Source organism: Aureimonas sp. OT7, assembly GCF_014844055.1.
In the GTDB taxonomy this organism is placed as follows: domain Bacteria; phylum Pseudomonadota; class Alphaproteobacteria; order Rhizobiales; family Rhizobiaceae; genus Aureimonas; species Aureimonas altamirensis_A.
In genome coordinates, this window is record NZ_CP062167.1 from 2,446,858 (window position 1) to 2,467,549 (window position 20,692).

Below are 20,692 nucleotides of genomic sequence, written 5' to 3' on the forward strand. Positions count from 1 at the left end.
GCGAGCTGAGGGACTGGCACAGGCGAATATCGCTGGCGAAAGCCCTGGCATAGCATTCCACCCCTTACGCGAACGACCCTCTCAAGCCGTCTCTAGAGCGCCGGGCACCGCATGCCGGTCGTCCACCGCCGCGAGGCCGAATGCGATGGAAGCCTCCAGCAAGACGGCATCGACATCGGGATAGATCAGAAACGGGACGTCCGCGCCGACGCCTTCGATGGCGCTGAGCGCGATGGCTTGCCTGATGGACGGTTCGATAAGGTCCATCGCATGCGCGCCCGAGCCGACAAAGGCGACAGGCAACGGGTCGATGAGGGTGAACAGGCGGCCTAGGCCATAGCCCAGCGCCTCGCCGGCGCGCGCAAAAGCGGAGCGCGCGCGCATGTCCCCTGCACGGGCGGCATCCGCCAGCTCCTGCATCTCTCGGTCGCTGACACGGCGCGACAGCCCCTTGCCGACATCCTCGCCTTTCGCTGCCCGCAGGATGGCGTAATCGCCCGCATAGGCTTCGATGCACCCCGCATTGCCGCAGCGGCACGGCGCGCCGCCCGGAATATGGTTCATGTGGCCGAACTCGACCGCCGAGGAATGGGAACCGCGAAACGTCGTGCCCCCAAGGCGTAAGCCCATGCCGACACCGAAGCCGATGAACACCGTTGCGAAGTCGCGCATGAGACCATCGCGCGACCAGCGGAAACGCTCGGGCATCAGCCCGCAATCGTTCATCACCACGACCGGTGCGCCGAGGCGCTCACGCAGCGGCCCGCCCAGATCTATATCGCGGGTGCCGACGATGGGCGACCACAGCAGCCGCCTGCTTTCGGCGTCCGCAACGCCCTGTACCGCAACGACGACGAGCTTCAGCGGCCCCCCTGCCGTCTCGGCAATGGCCGCCGCCGCCAACCCGGCGACGAGCTCGACCAGCGCGTCCCCGTCCAGCGGCATCAGATCGGCCGACACGTGGCGGGTGGCGAGGACCGAACCCGCATAATCGGCCACCGATACGGCGACCTCCCCCACCGCGATCTTGATCGCCACGATCCGCGCCGCGCCGGCATCGACGGCTAGCTCGATCTCGGGCCGGCCCCGGCGCGCGCCCGGCTGGACCGCGAGGCTTTCCTTCAACAGTCCTTCGCGGACGAGATCGGTGGCGATCGCCGCCGCGCCTGACATGGACAGCCCGGTATCCTGCGACAGGCGGCGGCGGGTAGAGCGCTGCCACCTTCGCACGTGCTCCAGCGCGATACGCCGGTTCTGACGCCTGACGGCCTCGGAATCCGCCTTCGGCAACATGCTGCTCCTCCCCTCCTCGTCTGTCGCACTCTCGATGGCGCTTCAGCGCAAGTTGACACAGGCTGAATAGTCTGTCAGCTTTTTTCCGCGCCGTGGAAAAAAGGCGTGACGAGATGGAGACCTCGTCGGGAGAGGTTCGCTGCCGAGATCGGTGGCATGGGAGGATCAGATGAAGACCATTCGTATCGCGCTTGGCTGCGCGGCGCTTTCGCTTGTGCTGGGCTCGGTCGCTTCGGCCCAGGAAGGCAAGACCGTGGGCGTATCGTGGTCCAACTTCCAGGAAGAGCGCTGGAAGGTCGACGAAGCCGCCATCAAGGAAGCGCTGGAAAAAGCCGGCGCCAAGTATATTTCCGCCGACGCGCAGTCTTCGGCGGCCAAGCAGCTTACGGACGTGGAAAGCCTGCTGAGCCAGGGTGCGGACGCCCTCATCGTCCTGGCGCAGGATTCCAGCGCCATCGGCCCGGCGGTGCAGCGCGCGGTCGACGAAGGCATCCCGGTGATCGCCTACGACCGGTTGATAGAGAACCCGGATGCCTTCTACATCACCTTCGACAATGTCGAGGTCGGCCGCATTCAAGCCCGCGAAGTCGAGAAGGTGGCTCCGACCGGCAATTACGTCTTCATCAAGGGCAGCTCGGCCGATCCCAACGCCGACTTCCTGTTTTCCGGCGCCATGGAAGTGCTGAAGCCGAAGATCGACGCCGGCGAGATCGTCAATGTCGGGGAAGCCTATACCGACGGCTGGCTGCCGGAAAACGCGCAGGCCAACATGGAGCAGTTCCTGACGGCCAACAACAACGAGGTCGCGGCGGTGGTGGCCGCAAATGACGGCACGGCCGGCGGCGCCATCGCCGCGTTGGAAGCGCAGGGTCTTGCGGGGTCGGTGCCGGTTTCCGGTCAGGATGCCGACCACGCGGCCCTCAATCGCATCGCGCGCGGCACGCAGACGGTATCGGTCTGGAAGGACTCCCGCGAGCTTGGCCGCGAGGCGACCGAAATCGCCCTCCAGTTGGCCGATGGCACGGCCATGGCCGATGTCGAAGGCGCCACCACCTTCAACGGCGGTCCGAACGGGGTGGAGATGAATTCGCTCTTCCTGACGCCTGTCGCGATCACCAAGGAAAACCTCGGCACCATCATCGATTCCGGCTGGGTCTCCAAGGACGTCGTCTGCCAGGGGGTCGCAAGCGGGTCGGTGCCGGCCTGCGATTGATCCGGGCGCTTCACGGCAGCATGTAACGAGGAGTCCGATCGCATGTCCGATGCAACAGTGGAGCGCCGCCAGGATGGCGGCGCCGGATTGCTGACGCGCGCATTGCGCGCCACGGAAGTGGATACGCGCATGCTCGGCATGCTCGGTGCTCTTCTGGTTATCTGGCTGGTCTTTCACGTCCTGTCCGGTGGCATCTTCCTGACGCCCCGCAACCTGTGGAACCTGTCGGTGCAGACAGCGTCCGTCGCCGTCATGGCGACGGGCATGGTGCTGGTGATCGTAACGCGCAACATCGACCTGTCGGTCGGCTCGATCCTGGGTTTTACCGGCATGATCATGGCGGTCACCCAGGTCCAGTACCTGCCGCCCCTTCTGGGCTTCGAAGCGCCATTCAACTGGTTCATCGCCAGCCTTGCCGGCGTGGCGGTGGGTGTGGCGATCGGCGGATTGCAGGGTGTCATCATCGCCTATGCCGGTGTGCCGGCCTTCATCGTGACGCTCGGCGGGCTGCTCGTCTGGCGCGGCGGAGCATGGTGGCTGACCTCCGGAAAGACGGTCGCGCCGATGGATTCCACCTTTCGCCTGATGGGTGGCGGAGCGGAAGGCTCGCTCGGCGAAACCTGGACCTGGGTCATCGCCGCGCTCGCATGCGTCGTCGTCTGCATCTCGTTCCTCGCCGGCCGGCGCCGCCGGCGCCGCTTCAACTTCCCGCAGCGCCCCGTCTGGGCGGAACTTCTGCTCGGCGGCATCGCCTGCGGGGGCATCCTGGCCAGCGCGGCGGTGCTGAACGCCTATAAATGGCCGTCCGCAATCGCCAACCGGTATGCCGCGGCCAACGGCATGGCCGTGCCGGATGGCGGGCTGTCCATCGGCTACGGCATCGCCATTCCGGTGCTGATCGCCGTCGTGGTGGGTATCGTCATGACCTTCGTGACGACGCGCACGCGGTTCGGCCGCTATGTCTTCGCCATCGGCGGCAACCCTGAAGCCGCAGAACTGGCGGGCATCAACACCCGCTGGGTGCTTACGAAGGTTTTCATGCTGATGGGAGGCCTTGCCGCCCTCGGCGCGATGATCTCCACTGCGCGCCTCAACGCGGCCACCAATGCGCAAGGCACACTGGACGAACTCTACGTGATCGCGGCGGCGGTCATCGGCGGCACATCGCTGGCCGGCGGCGTCGGCACGGTGGCCGGCGCGATGATCGGCGCGGTGGTGATGCAGTCACTTCAATCGGGGATGGTGCTGCTGGGTATAGATTCGCCCTTGCAGGCGATCATCGTCGGTATCGTTCTCGTCATTGCCGTCTGGATCGACGGCGTCTACCGCAGGAGGACGGCATGATCGCGACGACGATCGAGGAAATCGCCGACCATGGGCGCGGCACTTCGGATGCCATCGACCGGTCCGGCGCACCGCTGGTGGCGATGGAAGACATCTCCATTGCCTTCGGCGGCATCCACGCCGTGGAGCGTGCGTCGGTGGACCTGTATCCGGGCGAGGTCGTAGCCTTGCTGGGGCATAACGGCGCCGGCAAGTCGACCCTTATCAAGATCCTGTCCGGGGCGTATCGGCGCGACAGCGGCGAGATCCGCGTCAATGGAGAGGTCGCAGCCATCGGCAACCCGCGCGATGCCAAGGCTCACGGCATCGAGACGATCTACCAGACGCTGGCGCTGGCCGACAATGTCGATGCCGCGGCCAACCTGTTCCTTGGCCGCGAGATGATGACGCCATGGGGCACGCTGGACGATGCGGCCATGGAGGCGGAGGCGCGCAAGGTCATAGGGCGCCTGAACCCGAATTTTCGCCGCTTCAAGGAGCCCGTGAAGGCCCTGTCGGGCGGCCAGCGCCAGTCGGTTGCCATCGCGCGGGCCATCCTGTTCAACGCCCGCATCCTCATCATGGACGAGCCGACAGCCGCTCTTGGCCCGCAGGAGACGGCGCAGGTGGGTGAACTGGTCAAGGAGTTGAAGAAGGACGGTATCGGCATCTTCCTTATCAGCCACGACCTGCACGACGTGTTCGACCTTGCCGACCGTGTGGTCGTCATGAAGAACGGCAAGGTCGTCGGTGAGGCCCTGACCTCCGACGTCACCAAGGACGAGGTCCTGGGCATGATCATTCTGGGCAAATGCCCGCCGGGGGCCAAGCCGGGGCCCGGCGCGATGGTGGATTGAGGAAAGAGGCGTGTCATCATGAGCAGACTTGCAGTCGTCACCGGCGGCAATACCGGCATCGGCCGCCACCTCGTCACGGCGTTGGCCGGCGCAGGCTACGACGTCGCCTTTTCGTGGATAGACCGGCCCGAAATGGCCGAAAGCCTCATCACCGAGGTCGAGGCCGTCGGCCGTCGCGGCTTCGGGCACAGATGCGATGTCGGCCGGGAGGCGGATGTCGTCACCTTCTACGACGCTGTGCTGGAATGGGCCGGCACGGCCCCGCATCTCCTGGTCAACAATGCGGGCGTGCAGACCTGGGGCCCGCTTCTCGAAACCACCTCGGATGACTGGGACCTGGTTCTGCGCACCAACGTCAAAGGGGCCTTCCTGAATACGCGCGAGGCCGCCAAAAAGATGATCGACGGCGGCATCGCCGGCTCGATCGTCAATATCGGGTCCGGCTGCAACAAGCTGGCCTTCGCCAACCTCGTCGCCTACACGGCGTCCAAGGGCGGCATCGAGCAGTTCACCAAAGTGTCCGCCGTGGAGCTTGGCCGTTACGGCATCCGCGTCAACTGCGTTGCGCCGGGCGCGATCCTGAACGAGCGGACCGCGGCGGAAACCGGCGACTATGCCGGAAGCTGGGGCGCCATCACGCCGCTCGGCCGCGTCGGCACGGTGGAGGACATTGCAGGTCCGGTGTTGTTCTTCGCTAGCGAAGCCGCAGGCTTCGTCACCGGACAAACGCTGTGGGTGGACGGCGGCGTCTTCACGCAGGCAAACTTTCCACGGTACTGAACGCACCGCCTGCATCCACTGTCGCCGCGCGAGCAAGGTCGCGCGGCGGGAGCGTCAGAATTCCACTTCTGTCGCAATGCCTTTGCGGACGGCCAGGTCCACGACCGCCGACGCCACGGCAAGATCCTGCAGGCCGACGCCCGTGCCGTCGAAAAGCGTGATCTCCTCAGCCGAAGTCCGGCCCGGATGGGCCCCGGTCACCACCTGGCCGATCTCCACGATCGACCCGGCATCGACAAGGCCGGCGGCAACCGCGTGCTGGCTTTCGCCGAGCGTCACCGCCTGTGCCACCTCATCGGTAAACACGCTCGCGCGGGAAACCAGCTCCGCCTCCACCTCCTGCTTGCCGACGGTGTCGGTGCCCATGCAGGCGATGTGCGTGCCGGGCCGCACCTCTGCCGCCTTCAGGATGGGCGCAAAGGACGAGGTTATGGTGATGATGACGTCGGCCTGTGCGCCGAGACCATCGAGATCGACGCGCTCGAACGGCAGGCCGCGCCGCGCGGCGACCTCCTCCAGCTTCGACAGCATGTCCGGCTCGACATTCCAGCCGACGATCTTCTCGAAGGCGCGTTGCTCCAGCGCCGCTTCCAGCTGGAACGTGGACTGGTGCCCCGCCCCGATAATGCCGAGCACACGGGCATCCTCGCGCGCCAGATACTTGATGGAGATGGCCGACGCGGCCGCGGTGCGCAGGGCCGTCAGCCGGTTGCCGCCGACGATGGCCCGGCATTGGCCGGTATCGGCGTCGAACAGGAAGATCGTCGACTGGTGGTTCGTCAGGCCCCGGGCCATATTGCCCGGCCAGAATCCACCGGATTTGAGGCCGAGGGCAAGGCTTTCGGCATCGAAGCCCGATTTGAAGCCATAGAGCGCGTCGGCGTGGCCGAGCGCCTCGCGCACGACCGGGAAGTTGCGCGCGGTGCCCCGCGCCATGGCGGCGAATACGCCCTCCACGGCCGCAAGGCAGTCTGCCGGCCCGATCAGGCCGGCAATGTCGCGTTCGGGTACGATAATCAAGTCAGGGTACTCCGCTCAGTAGGCCTTGCCGCGCGCCGAAACCGGCCACACGGTTTCGACGACGCCGTTGCGCACGCCGACATACCAGTCATGGACATTGCAGGTGGGGTCGCAATGGCCGGGCACGAGCTTGAGTTTCTCGTTGATCTTCAGGACGCCGTTCGCATCCTCGATGACCCCATGCTCGTCCGAGCATTTGATGTACTTCACATCGTCGCGCCCATAGATGAACGGCAATCCGGAATCCACCGACTGCGCCTTCAGGCCGGCATCGCAGATGGCCTTGTCGGGCTTGGCGTGGCTCATCACGCTGGTCAGGATGAACAGCGCGTTCTGCCATTCGCCCTTGTCTATGCGCTGCCCGTCCTTGTCGTGGATGCGCCCATAGTCGGCGTCCATGAAGGCATAGCTGCCGCATTGCAGTTCGTTGTACAGGCCCGAATTGCTTTCGAAATAATAGCTGCCGGTGCCGCCGCCGCTGACGATCCGAGGCTCAAGACCCTCGGCCTTCAACGCCTCGACCGCGTCGCGCACCTGGGCGATGGCGGCGTCCAGCTTGGCCTTGCGCTCCTCATAGCTGTCGATGTGCTGCATGGCCCCCTGATAGGCCTGTATGCCGGTAAAGCGCAGGCCCGGCGCCTTGGCGATTGCACGGGCGATCTCCAGGACCGCCGGGGTCGTGGTGACGCCACAGCGCCCTGCCCCGCAATCGATCTCGCCGAAGCAATCCAGGACCGTGCCGTTGCGCTGTGCGGCCTGCGACAGATCGCCGACATTGGCGACGTCGTCAACGCAGACGATCACACGGCCGCCATGCAGCGGCAGGCGCGCCAGCCGCTCAATCTTGGCCGGATCGCGCACCTGGTTGGACACGAGCACGTCCTTGAAGCCGGCCCGAACGAACACCTCCGCCTCCGAGACCTTCTGGCAGCAGACGCCGATGGCGCCGCCCAACTCCATCTGCATACGCAGCACATCCACCGACTTGTGCATCTTGCCATGCGCGCGATGCGCCATGCCGTGCGCCTTGGCATAGTCGCCCATCTTGCGAATGTTCGCCTCCAGCGCGTCGAGGTCCAGGATCAGGCAGGGTGTCTGGATGTCGTCCGCGCTCATGCCCGGCAGAGCAGGAATGTCGTAACCGACCTCGAGGCCGGCGAATCTGGTTTCCGTATCCATGGGGTGTCTCCTCACTGAGCGTTCGGCTGGTTCCAGGGCAGCTTGTCGAGGTCGACATTGCCGCCGGTGATCACGACGCCGACGCGCTGGCCGGCGAAAAGCTCTTTGTTTTTCAGTATGGCTGCCAATGGCACGGCGCTGGAAGGCTCCATCACGATCTTCAGCCGTTTCCAGATCAGCTTCATCGCATCGACGATCTCCGTCTCGGAGACGGTGAGGATATCGGTGACGTTGCGGCTGACGAAATGCCAGGTCATGTCCTTCAGCGGCACTTTAAGCCCATCGGCGATGGTTTCCGGCGCGTCGTCGGCGATGATGTGCCCGGCCTTCAGGCTTCGGTAGGCATCGTCTGCCTGCTCCGGTTCGGCGGCATAGATGCGGATGCGCGGTGCCAGCGTGGACAGGGTCAGGCAGGTGCCGGATACCATGCCGCCACCGCCGATGGGCGCGATGACGGCATCAAGACCGTCGACCTGCTCGTTGAGCTCCAGCGCGCAGGTGGCCTGCCCGGCGATGACGCGCGGATCGTTGTAGGGATGCACGAACTCGGCCCCCGTACGCGCCACGACTTCGGCGAAAACGGCCTCGCGGGAACTGGTCGACGGCTCGCACTCCACCACCTCGGCGCCGTAGCCGCGTACGGCGTCCTTCTTGGCCTGCGGCGCGGTGCGCGGCATCACGACCGTGCAGGGAATTCCCCGTCGCCCGGCGGCATAGGCCAGGCACGTGCCGTGATTGCCGGACGAGTGGGTGGCAACGCCGCGCGCCGCCTGCTCGTCGCTGAGGCCGAAGACGGCGTTGGACGCGCCGCGTGCCTTGAAGGCCCCCGCCTTCTGCATATTCTCGCATTTGAAGAAGAGGCGCGCCCCGGAAAGGCCGTCGATATGCTGCGACGTCAGGACGGGCGTGCGATGGATGTAGGGTTCGATCCGCTCGCGCGCATCGAGCATGTCCCGATAGCTGGGTATGGTCATTCTGTCTTCCCCGTCAGGCGGCGAGCCGGTCTTCGGCGGCTTGTGTGCTGCGATAATGCTCCTGTGCGGCGGCCACACCGCTGCCCAGCGTGATCGGCAAACCAAGATCGGCCATCGCCATTTCGGCGGTTGCTATGCCGGCCAGTGCCATGACGTCGCTGAGGCTGCCCAGATGCCCGATGCGGAACAGCTTGCCGGACACTTCGCCGAGCCCGACGCCGAAGGCGACGTCGTATTTGGCACTGGCATGGGCCACCAGCCGCGTCGCGTCGAAGCCCTGCGGCGTCATGACGGCCGTGACCGTTTCGGAGGCGATCTCCGGACGCGTGGCGCAAAGCGGCATGGCCCAGGCCCGGGCCGCCGCGCGGACGCCCTCGGCGATCCGCCGATGCCGGGCATAGACATTGTCGAGCCCTTCCGTCAGCAGCATCTCCGTCGCCATTTTCAGGCCGTTCAACAGGCCGACACTGGGTGTATAGGGATAGGCGCCGTCGGCGTAGCGCGCGCGCATGTCGGCGATATCGAAGAAGGTGCGCGGCAGTTTGGCATCCGCCATCATGTCCATCGCGTGCGGCGAACAGGCCACGATGGCAAGGCCCACGGGCAGCATGAAGCCCTTCTGCGACCCGGTGACGGCAATATCGACACCCCATTCGTCCATGCGGAAATCCATCGACGCGATGGAACTCACCCCGTCCACGAACAGCATTGCCGGATGGTTTGCGGCATCCAGCGCGCGACGCACCGCAGCGATGTCCGAGCGAACGCCGGTGGCCGTTTCGTTGTGCGTGGCAAGAACGGCCTTGATGCGATGCTGCCTGTCGGCGCGCAAGCGTGCTTCATAAGCCTCGACGGGAAGAGCATTGCCCCACGCTTCTTCGACCAGCTCGACATTCAGGCCGTGACGGCGACACATGTCGATCCAGCGATGGCTGAACATGCCGTAGCGGGCGGCAAGGACCGCATCGCCGGGGCTGAGCGTGTTGGTGATGGCGGTTTCCCAGCCGCCGGTGCCGGTAGACGGAAATACGAAGACCTCGGCCGACGCACTCTTGATAACCTTTCGCACCCCGGCGAGCGCCGGATGCAGGATCTCGGCAAAGCGCGGCGACCGGTGGTCCAGCGTCGGCATGTCCGCCGCGCGGCGCAGCACTTCCGGCATGTTGGTCGGGCCAGGTATGAAAACGGGGTTCTGCATGTACATCGGCAAACGCCCTCCTCGACGATGCTTGAAGCCTAACACCGGTGATCGACACTGGAAATTTTCTTGAAAAATATTTTCATTTTTGGAAGAACGGTGTTTTATTGCGCGATATCAGTATCTTGCAATTTTTCAAACCAAAGGGCGACACTCGTGGGTGAAATCAGGAGGCGCGGTCGGCCGAAGGCTTTCAACGAGCCGGAGGGGGACGCACGCGTCAAGGCGGTGGACCGCGCGCTGGATGTGCTGGACGCGATCGCGGCCTCGGACGGTATCAGCCTGAGCAGGCTGGCCGACGCGTTGGGCGAATCCGTCGCCACGGTTCATCGCGTGCTCGGTACGTTGGAGCATCGCGATTTCGTCGAATGCGGCACGGACGATCAGCTATGGCGCGTGGGTAGCGGCGCCTTTCGATTGGGCTCGTCCTTTCTGCGTCGGACCAACGTGGTGGAGCAGAGTCGCCCGGCGCTTCATCAACTGATGCAGCTTTGCGGAGAAACCGCCAATCTCGGAATGGAGAAGGAAGGCTTCGTGCTGTTCCTCAGTCAGGTGGAAACGCATGAGGCGATCCGCGCCTTCTTTCCGCCGGGGACGCTGTCGCCGCTGCATGCCTCCGGTATCGGCAAGGCCCTGTTATCCACCTACGACGCGCCGCGCTTCCGATCGTTCTGCGAGAGAGCCCCCATGCTGCGCTTTACCGCGCAGACGCTGACGAGCGCAGAGGATCTGGCTCGTGACATCGCGCTGACGCGGCAGCGCGGATTTGCCGTCGACGACGAGGAAAAGTCCCCCGGCATGCGTTGCGTGGCCGCGCCGATCCGCAACCATCATGGCGAAGCGGTCGCCGGCATATCGGTGTCCGGGCCGACGCACCGCATGGGCACGGAGCGCCTGGAGGAGATCGGCGCCCATGTAAAAAACGCCGCGACACAGGTGTCGCGGCGGCTCGGTGCTGCATGAGGAAGCGGGCGGTCAGCTGCCTTCGTACCAGGCTACGAGGCGCTGGCGCTCTTCCGGCGTCATGGCGGTGATGTTGCCCGGCGGCATGGCATGGCTGCGTCCGGCCTGCACGTAGATTTCCCGTGCATGCTCGGCGATCGCCTCGCCGCTGTCGAGCAGCACGCCCTTCGGCGCGCGGTGGACTCCCTCCCATACCGGTTCTGCGGCGTGACACATGGAGCAGCGCCCCATCACCGTCGTCTTCACGGTGCTGAACTCACCGGATGCCATCAGCGTTTCGGCCCGCGCGGATACCCTTTCCTGCCCGGTCAGGATCGACGGCGCGGTCGACAGCCACATGATTACGATGAACAGCACGGCGGAGGCGCACCATGTCCAGTGCGGTTTGGCGCCGGTTGCGTGCATCGTGTTGAAATAATGCCGGATCAGCACGCCGATGATGAATACGAGCGATGCGATGACCCAGTTGAACTCCGTGCCGTATGCCAGCGGATAATGGTTGGACAGCATCAGGAAGATCACGGGCAGCGTCAGGTAGTTGTTGTGCGTGGAGCGCTGCTTGGCGATGCGGCCGTATTTCGGGTCGGGCTTGCGGCCGGCCTTGAGGTCGGCCACCACGATCTTCTGGTTCGGAATGATGATCAGGAAGACGTTTGCCGACATGATCGTGGCGGTGAACGCGCCAAGATGCAGCAGTGCGGCGCGGCCGGTGAACAGATGCGTGTAGCCGTAGGCGACGCAGACGACCACCGCATAGAGCAGCAGCATCAGCGCCGTATCGTGCCGCCCGAGCGGAGACTTGCAGAGCTGGTCGTAGATCACCCAGCCGAGGGCCAGGGACCCCGCCGAGATAAGGATCGCCACCGGCACGGACACGTCCAGAACGTTCCGGTCGATGAGGAACAGGTCGGCCCCGGTGTAGTAGACGACGGCCAGGAGGAAGAAGCCGGACAGCCAGGTGGCGTAGCTTTCCCATTTGAACCATGTCAGGTGCTCCGGCAGGTTGGCCGGGGCGACCAGGTATTTCTGGATATGGTAGAAGCCGCCGCCATGCACCTGCCACTCTTCTCCATAGGCGCCCACCGGAAGCCCTTCGCGCTTGCGAAGGCCGAGATCCAGCGCGATGAAGTAGAAGGACGAGCCGATCCAGGCGATGGCCGTCACCACATGGAGCCAGCGCGCGGCGAAGGCCAGCCACTCCCAGAAGATTGCAAATTCGTACACGGGCACCCCCTCTCGGCTAGGACGGGCACTCTACGCTGCCGCCCTGTCGGCGAAATCATGCCGCATTCGGGATGACTTTCAAACGAAAGACGAAAATGATAGCGGGCCGGACTGCATGAGGGAGGAACGTGCCGGATGATCTATCTCGACAATGTCGCCGTCTTCGTCCGCGTGGTGGAGCTGGGAACGCTGTCGGCCGCCGGGCGGGATCTGCGGATATCGCCGGCTGTCGCCTCGCACCGGATCAAGGAACTCGAGAAGCATCTGGGCGTACGCCTGTTCAACCGCACGACGCGGCAGGTCAGCCCGACCGAACATGGCCGCGCCTTCTACGAGGGCGCCAAGAAGGTTCTGGACGCGGTCGCGGAGGCGGAAGCCAATGTGGCCTCGCTGTCCGACAGGCCGCGCGGGGTCATCCGCGTTACGGCCCCTCTGGGCTTCGGCCGGCGGTTCATAGCGTCCGGCATCCCGGAATTCCACGACCGCTTTCCCGAGATCGAGGTGCGTCTGCGCCTGTCGGACCACAATGTCGACATGATGAAGGAAGGCATCGACCTGGCCTTCCGGCTTGGCCTCATGGAGGATTCGAGCCTGCGGATGCGCGGCATACTGGAGTGCGAGCGCGTGCTGGTCGCATCGCCGGACTATCTGGCGCGCAAGGGCGTACCGGAGGAGCCCGCCGCGCTCGTTGCCGGCGGGCACGATTGCCTCCTGCTGCGCTTTCCGGGATCGCGGGAATTCTTCTGGACGCTGCAGGGGCCGGACGGACCGGAAAAGGTGGATGTGAGCGGGCCGTTCGATTCGGACGACGGCGACGTCCTGACCGATTGGGCACTGGCCGGACATGGCATCGTGATGAAGCCCCGCTTCGAGGTGGAGCCCTATTTGCGCTCGGGCCGGCTGCAGGTCGTGCTGCCGCAGTCGCCTCCGCCTGCCGTGCAGCTTGCCGCGGTCTATCCGCACCGCAAGTTCCAGGACCCCAAGCTGCGGCTGTTTCTGGATTTCATGGTGACGCGCTGCCAGCGCATGGTGCGCGATGCGCTGGCAGCGTGAGGCCGTCAGCTACCCCGGTAGGTGGAGTAGCTGAACGGCGAGATCAGCAGCGGCACGTGGTAATGGGCCGCCTCCGCCATGCCGAAGCGGATCGGCACCAGGTCCAGGAAGAGCGGCTCCGGAAGGCCGGGGGCGGTGCTTCTCAGATAATCGCCGGCATGGAACAGCAGCTCGTACACGCCGTTGGAAAAGTCCGCGCCGGACAGGATCGGTCCATCGCAACGGCCATCATCATTGGTGACGACCGTCTTCAGGTGGACGCGGCGATCCCCGTCCAGCCGGAACAGCTCTATGCTCATCCCGGCGGCGGGACGCCCCGTCGCCGTATCCAGAACATGCGTCGTCAACCGTCCTGTCGCATCCACCATGGAGACTCCCTCATTTTTCGACTTGCATGAGGATACCCTAACGCCGGAACCGAAACCCCATGGATGCTGTCCGGCCGGAAAGACTTTCAAATATCCGGGGGTGAATGCGGCCGGGCAAGCTATTCTAACCTCGAATCCGAGTGGACTGGAGACGACGCTATGGGCATGGCCGACCGTTACGTACGCAACATGCGGGGTTATGGACCCAACCCGCCGGACGCGCGCTGGCCCGGAGGCGCCAAAGTGGCCGTGTCCTTCGTCGTCAATTACGAGGAAGGCGGCGAGAACAACGTTCTGCACGGGGATGCCGCTTCCGAGGCTTTCCTGTCCGAGATCGTCGGCGCGGCACCGTGGCCGGGCAAGCGCCACTGGAACATGGAATCCATCTACGAGTACGGCGCGCGGGTCGGCTTCTGGCGGCTGCACCGGCTGTTCACCCGGAGTGCCGTGCCGGTGACGGTGTATGGGGTCGCCACCGCCCTCGCCCGCTCGCCCGAGCAGGTGGAGGCGATGAAGGCCGCCGGTTGGGAGATCGCCTCGCACGGCCTGCGCTGGATCGACTATCGCGACCATTCCGAGGCGGACGAGGCCAGGGACCTGGCAGAGGCGATCCGGCTGCATACGCAAGTCGTTGGCGAGCGTCCAACGGGGTTGTATCTCGGCCGGACGTCGAGCTGGTCTGTGCGGCTGGCGGCGAATGACAAGGGTTTCGTCTGGATATCGGACACCTATGACGACGACCTGCCCTACTGGCTCGACCATGACGGCCACGGCAACGCCATCGACCCGCAGCTCGTGCTGCCTTACACGCTCGATGCCAACGACATGCGCTTCGCAACGCCGCAGGGGTTCAACACCGGCGAGCAGTTCTTCACCTATCTCAAGGATGCCTTCGACACGCATTATGCGGAAGGCGCGGAAGGCCGCCCCTCGATGATGACGGTCGGCCTGCACTGCCGTCTCATCGGGCGGCCGGGCCGCTTCGCCGCGCTGCGCCGCTTCGTGGAGTATGTCAGGGGCCATGAGGACGTCTGGATTGCCCGGCGTATCGACATTGCGCGGCACTGGATTGCAGAACATCCCTACCAGGCACCGTCGCTGCGGCCGTCGCGGATGACGCGGGCGGATTTCGTCACCCGCTTCGGCTCGATCTACGAGCATTCGCCCTTCATCGCCGAGCGGGCTTTCGACCTGGAGCTGGGGCCCGCCCATGACAGCGCCGCCGGCCTTGCCAACGCCCTGGCCCGCGCCTTCCGCTCGTCCAGCGCAGAGGAAAGGCTAGGCGTTCTGCAGGCCCACCCCGATCTGGCCGGCAAGCTTGCCGCGGCAAAGCGGCTGACCGACGAGTCGACGCGGGAGCAGGCATCGGCCGGACTGGATGCCTTGACCGATGACGAAAGGGCGAAGTTTACCCAGCTCAACGAGGCCTATGTGGCCAAGTTCGGCTTTCCCTTCATCATCGCCGTGCGCGACCACGACAAGGCGTCGATCCTTTCGGCCTTCGAGCAACGCCTTTCGAACGACCGCGACAGCGAACTGGCCACCGCCTGCCGGCAGGTGGAGCGGATCGCGACCCTGCGCCTCAAGGAGATCCTCCCGCAATGAACGCAAAGACGATGAACCGCAGCTATTATGCGCCAACCGGCGGGCTGCCGCCGCAGACGCAGCTTTTGACCGACAGGGCGGTGTTCACGCAGGCCTATGCCGTCATTCCGAAGGGCACGATGAGCGACATCGTGACAAGCCTTCTGCCGCACTGGACCGGAACCCGTCTCTGGGTGTTGTCGCGCCCCTTGTCGGGCTTTGCCGAAACCTTCTCCCAGTACATCATGGAAGTGCAGCCGGGCGGCGGTTCCGACCGGCCCGAGAGCGACCCGGATGCAGAGGGCGTGCTCTTCGCGGTGGAGGGGGAAACCACCGTCAGCGTGGATGGGCAAACCCATCGCCTGCATTCCGGCTGCTATGCCTATCTGCCGCCATCCAGCAACTGGACGCTGACCAATGCAGGCGATCGTGTCGCGCGGTTCCACTGGGTGCGGAAGGCCTACGAGGTGGTGGACGGTATCGAGCTGCCCGAACCGCTGTTCCTGGACGAAGCCACCATTGCGCCGACGCCGATGCCCGGCACGGACGGCAAGTGGGCGACCACCCGGTTCGTCGACCCGGCGGATCTTCGGCACGACATGCACGTGACCATCGTCACGTTGCAGCCGGGGGCGGTCATCCCCTTTGCCGAAACACATGTCATGGAACACGGGCTCTACGTGCTGGAAGGAAAGGCCGTCTACCACCTCAACCAGGACTGGGTAGAGGTCGAGGCTGGTGACTACATGTGGCTGCGCGCCTTCTGCCCACAGGCCTGCTACGCGGGCGGACCGGGCAATTTCCGCTATCTGCTCTACAAGGACGTCAACCGCCACATGCCGCTGCCGCGTCGGGGCCGGGCATGAGCCGCGTCGTGACGGCAAGGCCGCTGACGCGCGCGGCCTTCGCGCCCTATGGCGATGTGCTGGATACCGATTGGACGAACCATTATCCGATCAATGCCGGCCGCTGCGAGCGTTTCCACGAGCTGGCGCGCATCGACGCCGTCGGCGAGGATGCGCGGGCCATATTGTCGATCTTCTGCGGCACACCCTACGACATGCCGCTGACCCTGACGTTGGTAGAGCGGCACCCGCTCGGCAGCCAGGCCTTCATGCCCCTGGACGGGCGGCCCTTCCTTGTGGTCGTCTGCCCGGACGAGGACGGCCGGCCCGGCCGGCCGGAGGCGTTCGTGACGGCCCCGGGACAAGGGGTCAACTATCATCGCAACGTCTGGCATGGTGTGCTGACGCCGCTTGGGCAACCGCAGAACTTCATCGTGGCCGACCGGGGCGGAAGCGGCAACAATCTGGAGGAGTTCATCCTGGACGAGCCCTTCACGATCGAGCTGCCGGAGGGCGCTTCCCATGAACAGTGAGATGATCGACCGACTGTTCGACGTCATCGAGCAGGACATCGTACCCAGGACACGCGCTGGTGTCGCCGCCGGCAACAAGGTGTTCGGGGCGGCGATCCTGCGCAAGGACGATCTGTCGGTGGTGGTGGCGGAAACCAACAACGAGCTGGAAAACCCGCTTTGGCATGGCGAGATGCATGCGCTGAAACGCTTCTATGAAATGCCGAAGGCAGACCGGCCCGACACGCGGGACTGCGTCTTCCTGTCGACGCACGAGCCGTGCACCCTTTGCCTGTCGGCGATCACCTGGGCCGGGTTCGACAATTTCTCCTACTTCTTCAGCCACGAGGATTCACGGGATGCCTTCGCCATCCCGCACGACCTTGCCATCCTGAAGGAGGTGTTCGGGCTGGAGCCGGGCGGCTACCGCCGCATGAACGCCTATTGGACCAGCACCGCCCTTGCCGGTGCGGTGGAGGCTGCGCCCGACGGCGCGCGTCCCCGGCTGCGGGCCCGTGCCGACGCCATCCGCGCAGCATATGACGGGCTTTCGGAAACCTATCAGGCGTCCAAGGCGGGCAACGACATTCCTTTGTCGTAAAGACTTTCAAACCGTCTGACGGAAATGCGCGCGCCGATCCGATAGTAGGCTCGCCAGGATCGTCCCTGCCCCGGACAACAACAACAAGATTGGGGCATGGCCGAGATGCGCCGCAAGGTGCATCATGATCAGGACAAACAGGGAGGAGCGTTCCTGATGACCCCCAATTCCATTGGCGCCGATACCGCCGGCCCGCAGACGGGCGTTCATCCCGTGGACGAGATTTTGCCGGCCCCCAAGCTGTTCACGCTGGGCCTGCAGCACGTGCTGGTCATGTATGCCGGCGCGGTGGCGGTGCCCCTCATCGTCGGCCGGGCCTTGCAGCTGACGCCGACGCAGGTGGCTCTCCTGATCTCGGCGGACCTGTTCGTCTGCGGCATCGTCACGCTGATCCAGTCGCTTGGCGCGACACGCTGGTTCGGCATCAAGATGCCGGTGATGATGGGCGTCACCTTCGCGGCGGTCGGTCCGATGGTGGCCATCGGCACGGCCAACCCGGGCGCCGATGGCGCGCGCATGATCTTCGGCTCGATCATCGCCGCGGGCTTCATTGCCATCTTCCTGGCACCGCTGGTAGCGCGGATGCTGCGCTTCTTTCCGCCGGTGGTGACGGGCTCCATCATCCTCGTCATCGGCGTGACGCTGATGCGCGTCGGCATAGACTGGGTCTTCGGCATCCAGCGCGGCCCCACCGCACCGCAGGTCGTCGACCCCGCGCATGCGGCGTGGCTGCAGGCCGCCGCCGCCAATGCCCCGGCGATGCCGGACGGGCTCAGGCTGGCCGCGACGGTGGACAACCCCGCCTATGCCCAGCCCTCGCACATCGCCATTTCGGCCCTGGTGCTGGCCGTGGTGCTGCTGATCGCCCGGTATGGCCGTGGGTTCCTGTCCAACATCTGCGTCCTGATCGGCATCGTGCTTGGCGGCGTCGTCGCCGCGCTTGCCGGCATGATGGACTTTTCCCATGTGGCCGATGCCGGCTGGTTCGCTTTCGTCACGCCATTCAGCTTCGGCACCCCGATCTTCGAGCCGGTCATGATAGCAACGATGGTGCTGGTGATGATCGTGACCCTGATCGAGTCCACCGGCATGTTCCTGGCGTTGAGCGACCTGACCGGGCGCAAGCTGACCCGGCCGATGCTTGAGGCCGGCCTGCGCACCGATGGCCTCGGCACCGTCATCGGCGGCATCTTCAACACCTTTCCCTACACGTCGTTCTCACAGAATGTCGGGCTTGTGGGCGTGACCGGCATCCGCTCGCGCTATGTCTGCGCGGCCGGCGGCATCATCCTGATATGTCTGGGACTCGTTCCGAAAATGGGTGCCCTCGCGGAAGCGATCCCGACCTTCGTTCTGGGCGGCGCCGGCATCGTCATGTTCGGCATGGTGGCGGCGACGGGCGTGCGCATTCTAGGCGCCGGTGCGGACTTTGCCCATAACCGCCACAACATGTTCATCGTCGCGGTCAGCCTCGGCTTCGGCATGATCCCGATGGTGGCGCCGCATTTCCTGATGTGGTTGCCGCATGCCCTGCATCCGCTGATCGAATCCGGCATTCTCCTGGCCAGCATATCGGCCGTGGCGCTGAACGCGTTCTTCAACGGCGCCGGCGCAACGGAAGCGGATCTGCGTGCCGCGGCTCAGGTGGCGGAACACTAGGCGGCGATACGCTCCTTCTCGGTCGCGCCCTTGCGGGCGCGGCCGGCGACATAGGTTTCGGCGACGGCACGGTCATCGCCCATCGTCTGCAGGATGAACAACTCATCCTCGAAACAGCGGGCACGCTCGGCCCGCAGCGCCATGGCAGGCGTCGCCGCCGGATCGAGAACGACGATGTCGGCGGCGCTGCCGACAGCCAGTGTGCCGATATCGTCCACAAGTCCGAGCGCCAGGGCGTTGCCGCGCGTCGCCTTGTGGTACCCTGCCAGAATGCCCAGCTTGTCGCCGCGTAGCTGCCGGACATCATAGGCCGCCGCGAGCGTGCGCAGCATGGAATAGGAGGTGCCCGCGCCGATATCCGTGGCGATGGCGCTGACGATGCCGCGCCCCTCCAGCGTCCGCCCGGCGAACAGGCCGGAGCCGAGGAACAGGTTGGAGGTCGGGCAGTGAACGGCGCGTGCGCCGCTTTCGGCCATCCGCTCGATCTCGCGCTCTTCCAGATGGATGGCATGGGCGAGATGCAGGCGCGGCGACAGCAGGCCCACGCTTTCATAGATATCCAGGTAATCGCGCGCCTTCGGATAGAGCGACAGCGTATAATCGATCTCGGCACGGTTTTCCGACAGGTGCGTCTGCACGATGCAGTCGGGGTTTTCCCGCGCCAGGGCGCCGGCCGCGTCGAGCTGACCTTGCGTCGAGGTGATCGCGAAGCGCGGCGTGATCGCATAGCGCAGCCGTCCGCGTCCATGCCACCGGCCGATCAGCGCCGTGCTGTCGTCGTAGCTGGACTGCGCCGTATCCAGGACACCGTCCGGCGCGTTCCTGTCCATCATCGTCTTGCCGGCGATCAAACACATGTTCCGCGCCTCGGCGGCGGCCATCAGCGCGTCCACGGACGTCACGTGGCTGGACCCGAAGGCCAGCGCCGTCGTCGTGCCGTTGCGCGCGAACTCGTCCAGGATAAACGCCGCCATGCGCCCGGCGTGGGCCGCATCCGTAAAGCGCCCTTCCTCGGGGAAGACATAGCTGTTCAGCCAGTCGAGGAGCTGCTCACCCCAACTGGCCACCACCTGCACCTGCGGAAAGTGGATATGCGCATCGATGAAGCCCGGCATGAGGATATGCGGGCGATGATCCACCACCTTCGCATCGCGTCCGTCCACGTCGCAAAAGGCGCCGCTGGCGACGATACGCCCATGCTCGACCAGGATCGCGCCATCCTCGATCCAGCGGTGGCTGTCGGCGTCCGTCTCCGGATCGCCGTGGAAATCAAGCAGGCGTCCGCGCAGCAGCGTTTTCATGGTTCTTTTCCTTCGGATCCGCAGGGCCGAACAGGCCCATCAACTCGGCGGCGGTAAATGCGGCGATGACTTCGGGACGCTTGTCCCGGGAAAAGCCCGCGCCGATGGGACAGGTCAGCCCAGCGTCCGAAAGGCCGGGCACGGACCGGCGCAGCCATGAACGGAAGCTGGCCCGCTTGGTGGCAGAGCCGATCATCCCGACATAAACCGCATCCCCACGCTCCAACGCCTCTGCGGCCAGCAGAAAGTCGAGGGCATGGTCATGCGTCAGGATGACATAGGCCGTGCCGGGCAAGGCGGCGCGGATTTCGGCTTCCGGTATGGGCGTCAGCACCCGTTCGATCCCCGGGGGCAGCAGCGACAGCTCCTCCGCGCGTGGATCGATGACACGGAATGAAACCGGAAGCAGCGCAAGTGCGCGTGCGAGGGCGCGCCCGACATGCCCGGCGCCAAAGATCAGGACCGTCGGCAGCCTTGGCGCCGGGGCATCCTCGCCCTCGGTGACGGTCAGTTGCAGCGTCACGTGGCCGCCGCAGCATTGGCCGATGGCCGGTCCCAGCGGAACCTCCATCCGCAACGCGCCGCCGCCGGCCGCAAGAAGGCGTCGCGCCTCCGCGATGGCCATATATTCCAGTTGACCGCCGCCGATGGTCCCCGCCAGCCGATCGGCATGCACGTCCATGAAGGCCCTGGCCTCGCGGGGGGCCGAGCCACGGGTCCGCACGATGGCGACACGGACGAACAT

Annotated in this window: 20 protein-coding genes; 11 read left to right on the top strand and 9 right to left on the bottom strand. The window is 65.3% G+C overall.

Annotation, left to right across the window (positions count from 1 at the left end; all coding sequences use genetic code 11):
- Window positions 1–81: 81 nt before the first annotated feature.
- Window positions 82–1,293, bottom strand: a complete 1,212-nt coding sequence (locus IGS74_RS11720) for an ROK family protein (protein ID WP_192386287.1) — start codon at window positions 1,291–1,293, stop codon at window positions 82–84.
- A 169-nt stretch (window positions 1,294–1,462) separates the two neighbouring features.
- Here IGS74_RS11720 and xylF point away from each other — a divergent pair, with 169 nt between their 5' ends.
- The 4 genes from xylF to IGS74_RS11740 all read left to right on the top strand — a co-directional run bounded on the left by xylF (window position 1,463) and on the right by IGS74_RS11740 (window position 5,466).
- The gene (gene xylF / locus IGS74_RS11725) at window positions 1,463–2,506 is read left to right on the top strand and encodes a D-xylose ABC transporter substrate-binding protein (RefSeq protein ID WP_039195781.1); all 1,044 of its coding nucleotides are present in this window, start codon (window positions 1,463–1,465) and stop codon (window positions 2,504–2,506) included.
- A gap of 42 nt (window positions 2,507–2,548) precedes the next feature.
- The gene (locus IGS74_RS11730; protein ID WP_192386289.1) at window positions 2,549–3,850 is read left to right on the top strand and encodes a sugar ABC transporter permease; all 1,302 of its coding nucleotides are present in this window, start codon (window positions 2,549–2,551) and stop codon (window positions 3,848–3,850) included.
- A gap of 83 nt (window positions 3,851–3,933) precedes the next feature.
- Window positions 3,934–4,686, top strand: a complete 753-nt coding sequence (locus IGS74_RS11735; RefSeq protein WP_246723145.1) for an ATP-binding cassette domain-containing protein — start codon at window positions 3,934–3,936, stop codon at window positions 4,684–4,686.
- Window positions 4,687–4,704: 18 nt separating this feature from the next.
- On the top strand, window positions 4,705–5,466 hold the full coding sequence (locus IGS74_RS11740) for an SDR family NAD(P)-dependent oxidoreductase (RefSeq protein WP_192386293.1): 762 nt from the start codon (window positions 4,705–4,707) through the stop codon (window positions 5,464–5,466).
- A gap of 54 nt (window positions 5,467–5,520) precedes the next feature.
- On the opposite strand, the gene bhcD is transcribed toward IGS74_RS11740, so the two are convergent.
- From bhcD to bhcA, 4 genes are read right to left on the bottom strand one after another with little or no spacing between them, the layout of a single operon-like run.
- Window positions 5,521–6,486, bottom strand: coding sequence for an iminosuccinate reductase BhcD (bhcD, locus tag IGS74_RS11745; protein ID WP_192386295.1), 966 nt, complete (start codon window positions 6,484–6,486; stop codon window positions 5,521–5,523).
- 15 nt (window positions 6,487–6,501) lie between these two features.
- Window positions 6,502–7,665 (bottom strand): 3-hydroxy-D-aspartate aldolase BhcC, encoded by a 1,164-nt coding sequence (gene bhcC / locus IGS74_RS11750; RefSeq protein WP_192386297.1) that lies wholly within the window; start codon window positions 7,663–7,665, stop codon window positions 6,502–6,504.
- An 11-nt stretch (window positions 7,666–7,676) separates the two neighbouring features.
- Entirely contained in the window at window positions 7,677–8,639 is a 963-nt protein-coding gene (gene bhcB, locus IGS74_RS11755; protein WP_039195773.1) for a beta-hydroxyaspartate dehydratase BhcB, read from the bottom strand.
- Between the two features lie 13 nt (window positions 8,640–8,652).
- On the bottom strand, window positions 8,653–9,843 hold the full coding sequence (gene bhcA, locus IGS74_RS11760; RefSeq protein ID WP_192386299.1) for an L-aspartate--glyoxylate aminotransferase BhcA: 1,191 nt from the start codon (window positions 9,841–9,843) through the stop codon (window positions 8,653–8,655).
- A gap of 150 nt (window positions 9,844–9,993) precedes the next feature.
- Between bhcA and bhcR the strand changes: the two genes are divergently transcribed.
- Window positions 9,994–10,800 carry an HTH-type transcriptional regulator BhcR gene (gene bhcR / locus IGS74_RS11765; protein ID WP_192386301.1) on the top strand — a complete coding sequence of 269 codons (807 nt, stop codon included), beginning with the start codon at window positions 9,994–9,996 and terminating at the stop codon, window positions 10,798–10,800.
- Window positions 10,801–10,812: 12 nt separating this feature from the next.
- On the opposite strand, the gene IGS74_RS11770 is transcribed toward bhcR, so the two are convergent.
- Entirely contained in the window at window positions 10,813–12,024 is a 1,212-nt protein-coding gene (locus IGS74_RS11770) for a urate hydroxylase PuuD (RefSeq protein WP_192386303.1), read from the bottom strand.
- 135 nt (window positions 12,025–12,159) lie between these two features.
- Between IGS74_RS11770 and IGS74_RS11775 the strand changes: the two genes are divergently transcribed.
- Entirely contained in the window at window positions 12,160–13,077 is a 918-nt protein-coding gene (locus tag IGS74_RS11775; RefSeq protein ID WP_192386305.1) for a LysR family transcriptional regulator, read from the top strand.
- A gap of 5 nt (window positions 13,078–13,082) precedes the next feature.
- On the opposite strand, the gene uraH is transcribed toward IGS74_RS11775, so the two are convergent.
- Window positions 13,083–13,445, bottom strand: a complete 363-nt coding sequence (gene uraH / locus IGS74_RS11780; RefSeq protein ID WP_192386307.1) for a hydroxyisourate hydrolase — start codon at window positions 13,443–13,445, stop codon at window positions 13,083–13,085.
- A gap of 165 nt (window positions 13,446–13,610) precedes the next feature.
- Here uraH and puuE point away from each other — a divergent pair, with 165 nt between their 5' ends.
- The 5 genes from puuE (at window position 13,611) to IGS74_RS11805 (ending at window position 18,646) form a co-directional block, all read left to right on the top strand.
- Window positions 13,611–15,050: an allantoinase PuuE gene (gene puuE / locus IGS74_RS11785; RefSeq protein WP_246722534.1), complete on the top strand. Its 1,440-nt coding sequence runs from the start codon at window positions 13,611–13,613 to the stop codon at window positions 15,048–15,050.
- A gap of 11 nt (window positions 15,051–15,061) precedes the next feature.
- A complete protein-coding gene (locus IGS74_RS11790; RefSeq protein WP_192391768.1) occupies window positions 15,062–15,895 on the top strand; it encodes a bifunctional allantoicase/(S)-ureidoglycine aminohydrolase in 834 nt (277 codons plus the stop codon).
- On the top strand, window positions 15,892–16,407 hold the full coding sequence (locus IGS74_RS11795; RefSeq protein WP_192386309.1) for an ureidoglycolate lyase: 516 nt from the start codon (window positions 15,892–15,894) through the stop codon (window positions 16,405–16,407). The genes IGS74_RS11790 and IGS74_RS11795 overlap by 4 nt, the downstream gene beginning before the upstream one ends.
- Entirely contained in the window at window positions 16,397–16,987 is a 591-nt protein-coding gene (locus tag IGS74_RS11800; protein WP_192386311.1) for a nucleoside deaminase, read from the top strand. The genes IGS74_RS11795 and IGS74_RS11800 overlap by 11 nt, the downstream gene beginning before the upstream one ends.
- A 156-nt stretch (window positions 16,988–17,143) precedes the next feature.
- Complete coding sequence (locus IGS74_RS11805) at window positions 17,144–18,646, top strand: nucleobase:cation symporter-2 family protein (protein WP_052195089.1); 1,503 nt, start codon at window positions 17,144–17,146, stop codon at window positions 18,644–18,646.
- Here IGS74_RS11805 and guaD read toward each other — a convergent pair.
- Both guaD and xdhC read right to left on the bottom strand, forming a co-directional pair.
- Complete coding sequence (gene guaD / locus IGS74_RS11810) at window positions 18,643–19,947, bottom strand: guanine deaminase (protein WP_192386313.1); 1,305 nt, start codon at window positions 19,945–19,947, stop codon at window positions 18,643–18,645. The genes IGS74_RS11805 and guaD overlap by 4 nt on opposite strands.
- Complete coding sequence (xdhC, locus tag IGS74_RS11815) at window positions 19,916–20,692, bottom strand: xanthine dehydrogenase accessory protein XdhC (RefSeq protein ID WP_192386315.1); 777 nt, start codon at window positions 20,690–20,692, stop codon at window positions 19,916–19,918. Before xdhC ends, guaD begins: the two co-directional genes overlap by 32 nt.